Genomic DNA, 6,627 nt, shown 5'->3' with positions numbered 1-6,627 from the left:
GCCGCTCGCGCGCCTCGACCTGGACGGGATCCGGCGCCGGGTCGAGTCGCTGGCCGGGGTGCGCTCGGCCGACGTCACCCGGGAATGGCCGGACCACGTGCAGATCACCGTGGTGGAGCGGGTCGCGGTCGCCGTGGTCGAGATCGGCGGACGCATCCGCGGCATGGACGCCTACGGCGTGGTCTTCCGCGACTACCAGCAGGCCCCGCCCGGCCTGCCGCACGTGCAGACCTCCACCGAGACCCGCAGCGACGCGCTCGAGGAGGCCGCCAAGGTCATCGCCGCCCTGCCCGCGGACCTGGCGCGGATCGTCGACCACGTCGAAGTCCAGACCGTCGACCAGATCGAGCTGGTGCTCCGCGACGGCCGGGTGGTCGTGTGGGGGAGCGCGGAGGAGTCGGGGGAGAAGGCCCGCGTCCTCGCGGCGCTGCTCCACCGGCCGGCGCGCACCTACGACGTGAGCGTCCCCGGGCAGCCCACCACCGCCGGCACCCCCTGACGAAACTTTCGGTGCTCGTGACCGGGTGGGCGTGTCGCCGCAATTCCCGGACTCCCTCTGCCTAGTGTCTTCACCACGGCGAGGTTGACATAACTATAACCCTCAGGTTCAGGGTTACGGTTTCGGACATCGCGCCGCTTCCCCAGCGACAGGCCAGCACCACCCCATCCGTCCGCACCCGGACACGATCAGCGAAGGGCGAATCCGCCGTGGCAGCAGCGCAGAACTACCTGGCCATCATCAAGGTCGTGGGCATCGGTGGCGGCGGCGTGAACGCCGTCAACCGGATGATCGAGGTCGGACTCAAGGGCGTCGAGTTCATCGCGATCAACACCGACGCGCAGGCGCTCCTCATGAGCGACGCCGACGTCAAGCTCGACATCGGCCGCGAGCTCACCCGCGGGCTCGGTGCCGGCGCCAACCCCGAGGTGGGTGCGCGCGCCGCCGAGGACCACGCCGACGAGATCGAAGAGGTCATCAAGGGCGCCGACATGGTCTTCGTGACCGCCGGCGAGGGTGGCGGCACCGGCACCGGTGGCGCGCCGATCGTGGCCCGCATCGCCCGCTCCCTGGGTGCCCTGACCATCGGTGTGGTCACCCGGCCGTTCGCCTTCGAGGGACGTCGGCGCGCCAACGCCGCGGAGGAGGGCATCAGCCAGCTCCGCGAGGAGGTCGACACCCTCATCGTGATCCCCAACGACCGGCTGCTCTCGATCACCGACCGCAGCGTGTCGATCCTCGACGCCTTCAAGCAGGCCGACCAGGTCCTGCTGCAGGGTGTCTCGGGCATCACCGACCTCATCACCACCCCGGGCCTGATCAACCTCGACTTCGCCGACGTGAAGTCCGTGATGGCCAATGCCGGCTCCGCCCTGATGGGCATCGGCTCGGCCCGCGGCGAGGACCGCGCGGTCGCCGCCGCGGAGATGGCGGTGTCGAGCCCGCTGCTCGAGGCCAGCATCGAGGGCGCGCACGGCGTGCTCCTCTCCATCGCCGGTGGCTCCGACCTCGGGCTCTTCGAGATCAACGAGGCCGCCGCGCTCGTCTCGCAGGCCGCCCACGCCGAGGCCAACATCATCTTCGGTGCCACCATCGACGACGCGCTCGGTGACGAGGTGCGGGTGACCGTCATCGCCGCCGGCTTCGACGGCGGGATGCCCAAGCGTCGCTCCGACGGCAACGTGCTGCGCCAGAACCCGCCGGCGCAGACGCAGGAGCAGACCCGGGCGGCTGCTCAGCAGCTCGCCACCAAGGCGCCGGCACCCGCGTCCAGCGGGTCGGCGCCCGCGGCACCCACCACGTTCAACCCGTCGTCCCCGTCCAGCGCCGACGCCGCGCCGGCACCGGTGAAGTCGCAGCCGGCCAGGCAGGTGCAGTTCGACGACGACGAGCTGGACGTGCCCGACTTCCTGAAGTAGCACATGTTCGCATTCCGCGACTCTCGTGAGGGCGACGTCTCCCGGCTCCGGGTGGACGTCGCCTTCACCGATTCCTCCCTCGACCTCCAGGGGCTCGAGGACGACTTCCCGCAGGTGCTGTCGCGGCTCGAGGGCGAGGTCGGTGTGCCGCTCGCCCGGGCCTCCCAGGTCCACGGCGACGAGGTGCTGCTGGTCGACGCCCCGGTGCCGCTGGGACAGGCGCCCACCGCGGACGCGTTGGTGACGACGACCCGGGGCCTCGGCCTCATGGTGCGGGTCGCCGACTGCGTGCCGGTGGTGCTCGCCGACGTCGAGGCCGGCGTCGTGGGTGCCGTGCACTCCGGGCGGCCCGGCATGGTCCTCGGCATCGCCGCCCGCGCCGTCGAGGTGATGCGCGAGCAGGGGGCCTCCGACGTCGTCGCCTGGCTGGGACCGCACGTGTGCGGGTCCTGCTACGAGGTGCCCGAGCAGATGCGCGCCGAGGTCAGCGCCGTCGTCCCCGAGGCGTACGCCGAGACGTCGTGGGGCACCCCCTCCGTGGACGTCGGCGCAGGGGTCCGCGCCCAGCTCGAGCGCGTCGGCGTCGAGGTCCTCGAGGTCGGCGGGTGCACCCTCGAGGAGCAGGGGCTGCACTCCTACCGTCGCGACGGGTCCGCCGCCGGACGCTTCGCCGGCCTGGTGTGGCTCTCGTGACGCGCGCCGACGAGCTGACGACGAACCTCGACGTCGTACGACGACGCATCAGCGCCGCGTGCGAGGCGGCCGGACGCGATCCGGGCGAGGTCTCGCTCGTCGTCGTCACCAAGTTCTTCCCCGCCTCCGACGTGCGGCTGCTCGCCGACTTCGGCGTGACCGACGTGGGGGAGAACCGCCACCAGGAGGCCGAGGCGAAGGCGGCCGAGTGCGCCGACCTCGGGTTGCGCTGGCACTTCATCGGCGGACTGCAGTCCAACAAGGCCGGCGCCGTCGCGACCTACGCCGACGTGGTCGAGTCCGTCGACCGGGTCAAGCTGGTCGGGCCGCTCTCGCGCGGCGCCCACGCACGCGGGCACGACGTCGACGTCCTGCTCCAGGTCAGCCTCGACCCGCCGGGCGCCCACCGATCGGGCGCCGATGCCGCCGACCTGGCCGAGCTCGCCCGGCGAGTGGGGGAGGCGGACCGCCTCCGGCTGCGCGGCCTGATGGCGGTCGCACCACTCGGTGAGGACCCGCAGCGGGCCTTCGCACGGCTCGCGGGGATCCGGCGCGACTTCCTGGCCGAGCACCCGGAGGCCACCGTGCTGTCCGCCGGGATGAGCGGCGACCTCGAGGCAGCCATCGCCCACGGTGCGACACACGTGCGTGTCGGCTCCGCGGTCCTCGGTCCGAGGCCTGCGGTCCAGTAATGTCCACAACAGTCAACAGGCGCCCGATCCCGGGCGCCGGGTCTAGCGGAGGAAAAGTCTCATGAGCGGCGCGATGCGCAAGATCGGCGAGTACCTCGGCCTGCTCGAGGACACCGGCCACTACGACGACTACGACGGCGACAGGGAGACCTCGACCCACGATGCCGTCGAGCAGCGTCCGGTCGCTCGCGACCGACGCCCTGCCCCTGTGTCCGACCTCGCCGAGCGCCGTCGTCCGGCCTCGGTCCAGACGGGAGTCGTGGCCGAGTTGAGCCGCATCACCACCCTGCACCCCCGCAACTACAACGAGGCCCGTCTCGTCGGTGAGAACTACCGCGACGGCACGCCCGTGATCATGAACCTCAGCGAGATGGACGACAACGACGCCAAGCGTCTCGTCGACTTCGCCGCCGGCCTGATCTTCGCCACCCGCGGCACGATCGAGCGGGTCACCAACAAGGTCTTCCTCCTCTCGCCGCCCAACGTCACGGTCGCGGCCGAGGACAAGGAGCGGATGGCCCAGGACGGCTTCTTCAACCAGAGCTGATCCATACTTCACTCGTGGAAATCTTTGGCTGGACGCTCTACTACATCCTCTACTTCTTCATCGCCATGCTCTGGATCCGGTTCATCGTCGACTGGGTCCAGGTGTTCGCACGCCAGTGGGAACCCCGCGGGCCGCTGCTCGTGGCGCTCGAGGGTGTCTACTCCACGACCGACCCGCCCATCGTGGCGCTGCGTCGCGTCGTGCCCCCGCTGCGCATCGGCTCGGTCGCCCTCGACCTGAGCTTCCTGCTCGTGATGGTGGCAGCATGGCTGCTGCTCAGCGTGGTCAGGACCGTCTTCGGCCTCGGCTGAAACCATCCGTCCCACGGGTCACTGTGCCCCGTGCGGCGCCGGGCGCTATTGTCTCCTGACAGCAGAGCCACCGTGATATCGATCGTGAAAGTTTGGGTGAGGTCATGCCGCTGACGCCTGAGGACGTGAGCAACAAGCGCTTTACACCTGTTCGTCTCCGTGAGGGGTACGACATGGGCGAGGTTGACCAGTTCCTCGACGAGGTCGAGGCCGAGCTTGCGCGCCTCACCAAGGAGAACGAAGACCTGCGGTCGAAGCTGTCCGCCGCACAGTCCGGCGGCGCGTCGACGCCGGCTCCTGCGACCGTGTCCTTCGCCCCGGCGGCTCCCGAGGCCGAGTCGGAGCCGGAGCCGGAGGCTGCCGCCCCCGCGCCGCGTGTCGGCAACATCGCCGAGGCCTCGAACGCCGCCGCGCGTCTGCTCGAGATCGCCACGCGCAACGCCGACGAGCTCGTCGAGGACGCCAAGAACGAGGCCGACCGCATCGTCGGTGCCGCCCGCACCAAGGCCGAGCGCCTCGAGGCTGAGTCCAAGACCAAGGCCGACCGCATGGAGGCCGACGCCCGCCAGCGTTCGCAGATGCTCGACTCCGAGACCGCCGAGCGTCGCCAGCAGATGTTCGGTGACCTGGAGAAGGAGCGCGACAAGCTCAACAGCGACGTGGAGACGCTCCGTCAGTTCGAGCGCGAGTACCGCTCCCGCCTCAAGACCTACTTCACCCAGCAGCTCGAGGCGCTGTCCACCGGGGCGGAGAGCCAGGCGCCGGTCGACAGCGGCCCCGGCCCCAAGCGCCTGCGCTCGGTCCTCGGCGACGACGAGGGCTGATTCGAGCTCCGCGCACCGCAGTGAAGAGCAAGAACGGTCGACCGTGAGGTCGACCGTTCTCGCATTTCGGCGGGCCAGTGTTGGTTCGGCCCCCGCCACCGGATACCCTCCCTGCCACCGTGTGGTTCTCGCCACACCCGATGCATGGCTGGAGGCCCTCGGAGATGGCTGGCAGTACGCGTAAGTCCCTGGCCGGTTCGGCTGCCGCCGCCGCCAAGCAGGTGTTCGGCCGGCGCGGCTCGTCGGCGAAGGACGCCCCGGTCGCCGAAGCGACTGCGAAGGCCTCCGCCAAGGCCGCCCCCAAGACCCCTGCCAAGAAGGCGGCCCCGGCCGCGAAGAAGGCGGTCGCGGAGGCCGCGCCGGCGAAGAACGCATCGGCGAAGAAGGCACCGGCGAAGAAGGCCGCTCCGGCTGCGAAGACGGCGCCGGGCAAGAAGGCAGCTCCGGCAGCGAAGAAGGCACCGGCCAAGAAGGCCGTACCCACCAAGAAGGCAGCCCCCGCCGCCAGGAAGGCAGCCCCCGCCGCCAAGAAGGCGGCTCCCGCCGCGAAGAAGGCACCGGCCACGAAGGCCGCACCAGCCACGAAGGCCGCTCCGGCTGCGAAGACGGAGCCGGCCGAGAAGACCGCCCCGAGCACCTCTGCTCCTGCGAAGAAGGCAACCGCTGTGACGAACGCGGCTCCGGCCAAGAAGGCCACACTCCGCAAGGCCACCCCCGCCCGGCTCGTCGTCCTCGAGGGTGAGGACCCCTGGACGCGCGCTGAGGTCAACGAGGTGGTCAAGGAGCTCGGCGAGCACCGGGAGCGCCTGGCCACGTCGGTGGGACAGGCCGAGGCGGAGCTGGCAGGTCTCATGCGCGACGCCGGTGACGGTGCCGGGCAGGACCAGGCCGACGTGGGAGCCACCAGCTTCGAGCGTGACCACGAGCTCACCGTGCTGGCCAAGGAGCGCGAGGCCATCGAGCAGATCGACCGCGCCCTGGCACACATCGACGACGGCTCCTACGGCGTCTGCGACTCCTGCGGCAACCCCATCGGCAAGAATCGGTTGATGGCGGTGCCGCATGCCACACTGTGCATGTCATGCAAGCAGCGCGAGGAGCGTCGCTGAACTCCAGCGACCAGGTCGACCAGGTCCCGGCTCGTCGACGCGTCGACACCCGGCTGGTCTTCGCCGGCATCGCCCTCCTCGCCTACGCCGCCGACCTCGGGTCCAAGCAGTGGGCGCTCGCGTCGCTCGCCGACGGTGACATCCCGGTGCTCGGTGACTGGTTCACCTTCCACCTGACCTTCAACCCCGGCGCCGCGTTCAGCACCGGCACCGATTTCACGATCCTCTTCACCGGTCTCGCGATGGTGGCGGTGGTGGTCGTGCTGTGGCTGAGCAGGCGGGTCGGCAGCACGGGGTGGGCGCTGGCCCTCGGGCTCCTGCTCGGTGGGGTCGGCGGCAACCTCACCGACCGCATCGTCCGTCAGCCCGAGCCGTTCCACGGCCACGTGGTGGACTTCCTGATGCTCCCCAACTGGCCGGTCTTCAACGTCGCCGACATGTGCATCAACGTCGCCGCCGGCCTGATCATCCTGCAGACCTTCCGTGGCGTCGCCCTCGACGGCAGCCGCGAGTCGCAGCCCGAGTCGTGAGCCG

General features: G+C 70.6%; 9 protein-coding genes. All 9 read left to right on the top strand.

Translation table 11 applies throughout. The annotated features are described in order from the left end of the window. Positions 1-499, top strand: a 499-nt coding sequence (locus tag JWN97_RS10530; protein WP_297622151.1) for an FtsQ-type POTRA domain-containing protein, incomplete at its 5' end; no start/stop codon positions are given. Between the two features lie 209 nt (positions 500-708). Further along, positions 709-1,917 (top strand): cell division protein FtsZ, encoded by a 1,209-nt coding sequence (gene ftsZ / locus JWN97_RS10525; protein WP_297622150.1) that lies wholly within the window; start codon positions 709-711, stop codon positions 1,915-1,917. A gap of 3 nt (positions 1,918-1,920) precedes the next feature. Continuing rightward, positions 1,921-2,610 carry a polyphenol oxidase family protein gene (locus tag JWN97_RS10520; protein WP_297622149.1) on the top strand — a complete coding sequence of 230 codons (690 nt, stop codon included), beginning with the start codon at positions 1,921-1,923 and terminating at the stop codon, positions 2,608-2,610. Continuing rightward, the gene (locus JWN97_RS10515; protein ID WP_363321279.1) at positions 2,607-3,302 is read left to right on the top strand and encodes a YggS family pyridoxal phosphate-dependent enzyme; all 696 of its coding nucleotides are present in this window, start codon (positions 2,607-2,609) and stop codon (positions 3,300-3,302) included. The genes JWN97_RS10520 and JWN97_RS10515 overlap by 4 nt, the downstream gene beginning before the upstream one ends. A 61-nt stretch (positions 3,303-3,363) precedes the next feature. Continuing rightward, positions 3,364-3,849 carry a cell division protein SepF gene (gene sepF, locus JWN97_RS10510; protein ID WP_297622147.1) on the top strand — a complete coding sequence of 162 codons (486 nt, stop codon included), beginning with the start codon at positions 3,364-3,366 and terminating at the stop codon, positions 3,847-3,849. 14 nt (positions 3,850-3,863) lie between these two features. Continuing rightward, complete coding sequence (locus tag JWN97_RS10505; protein WP_297622146.1) at positions 3,864-4,160, top strand: YggT family protein; 297 nt, start codon at positions 3,864-3,866, stop codon at positions 4,158-4,160. 104 nt (positions 4,161-4,264) lie between these two features. Further along, positions 4,265-4,984: a DivIVA domain-containing protein gene (locus JWN97_RS10500; protein WP_297622144.1), complete on the top strand. Its 720-nt coding sequence runs from the start codon at positions 4,265-4,267 to the stop codon at positions 4,982-4,984. A gap of 164 nt (positions 4,985-5,148) precedes the next feature. After that, a complete protein-coding gene (locus tag JWN97_RS10495) occupies positions 5,149-6,093 on the top strand; it encodes a TraR/DksA C4-type zinc finger protein (RefSeq protein ID WP_297622142.1) in 945 nt (314 codons plus the stop codon). Next, on the top strand, positions 6,066-6,623 hold the full coding sequence (gene lspA, locus JWN97_RS10490) for a signal peptidase II (protein WP_297622140.1): 558 nt from the start codon (positions 6,066-6,068) through the stop codon (positions 6,621-6,623). Before JWN97_RS10495 ends, lspA begins: the two co-directional genes overlap by 28 nt. The last annotated feature ends 4 nt before the right edge of the window (positions 6,624-6,627 follow it).

Source organism: Nocardioides sp. (assembly GCF_025965415.1).
GTDB lineage: Bacteria > Actinomycetota > Actinomycetes > Propionibacteriales > Nocardioidaceae > Nocardioides.
The sequence above is the reverse complement of the archived record's forward strand: the minus strand, read 5'-3'. Positions and strand labels throughout refer to the sequence as shown.